Genomic DNA, 681 nt, shown 5'->3' with positions numbered 1-681 from the left:
CGCAGGAAGCGCAGCTTGCGGCGACGCTGCGCGCGCATCTGGTGGGGCAGCTGCCGGACTACATGGTGCCGGCGGCGTTCGTGCCGCTGGCGGAGTTGCCGCTGACGGTCAACGGCAAGCTGGACCGGCGGGCGCTGCCGGCGCCGCAGGACGATGCGTATGCGCGGCGGGGCTACGAGGCGCCACGCGGGGAGCTGGAGACGGTGCTGGCGCAGCTGTGGGCGGAGCTGCTGGGTCTGGAGCGGGTCGGTCGGCATGACCACTTCTTCGAGCTGGGCGGTCATTCACTGCTGGCCGTGCAACTGATGGAGCGGCTGCGGCAGCGCTCGCTGGGAGTAGAGGTGCGCACGCTGTTCGCGCGGCCGGTGCTGGCCGATCTGGCGGCCAGCCTGGGGCGCCATCAGGAGGTCGCGGTCCCCGCCAACCTGATTGCCGCGCACAGTACGGCGATCACCCCCGGGATGCTGCCGCTCATCGGGCTGAGCCAGGCGGAGATCGACCGGGTGGTGGCCACGGTGCCCGGAGGGCTGGCCAACATCCAGGACATCTATGCCCTCTCGCCGCTGCAGGAGGGCATCCTGTTCCATCATCTGCTGGCCAGCCAGGGCGATCCCTATCTGTTGGCCCGGGAGATGGCATTTGCCGGTCGTGACCTGCTGGAGCGCTATCTGGCGGCAGTGC

The 681-nt window shown here is 70.2% G+C and carries 1 protein-coding gene; it reads left to right on the top strand.

The window, feature by feature from the left end; genetic code table 11:
* Positions 1 to 681: phosphopantetheine-binding protein (locus tag ACLFKU_RS43825; RefSeq protein ID WP_410853399.1), on the top strand; the 681-nt coding region annotated here is incomplete at both ends.

Origin of the sequence: Paraburkholderia sp. EG304, from assembly GCF_046543485.1 — a bacterium.
In the GTDB taxonomy this organism is placed as follows: Bacteria; Pseudomonadota; Gammaproteobacteria; order Burkholderiales; family Burkholderiaceae; genus Paraburkholderia; species Paraburkholderia youngii.
This window is presented reverse-complemented; position numbering and strand designations above follow the sequence as displayed.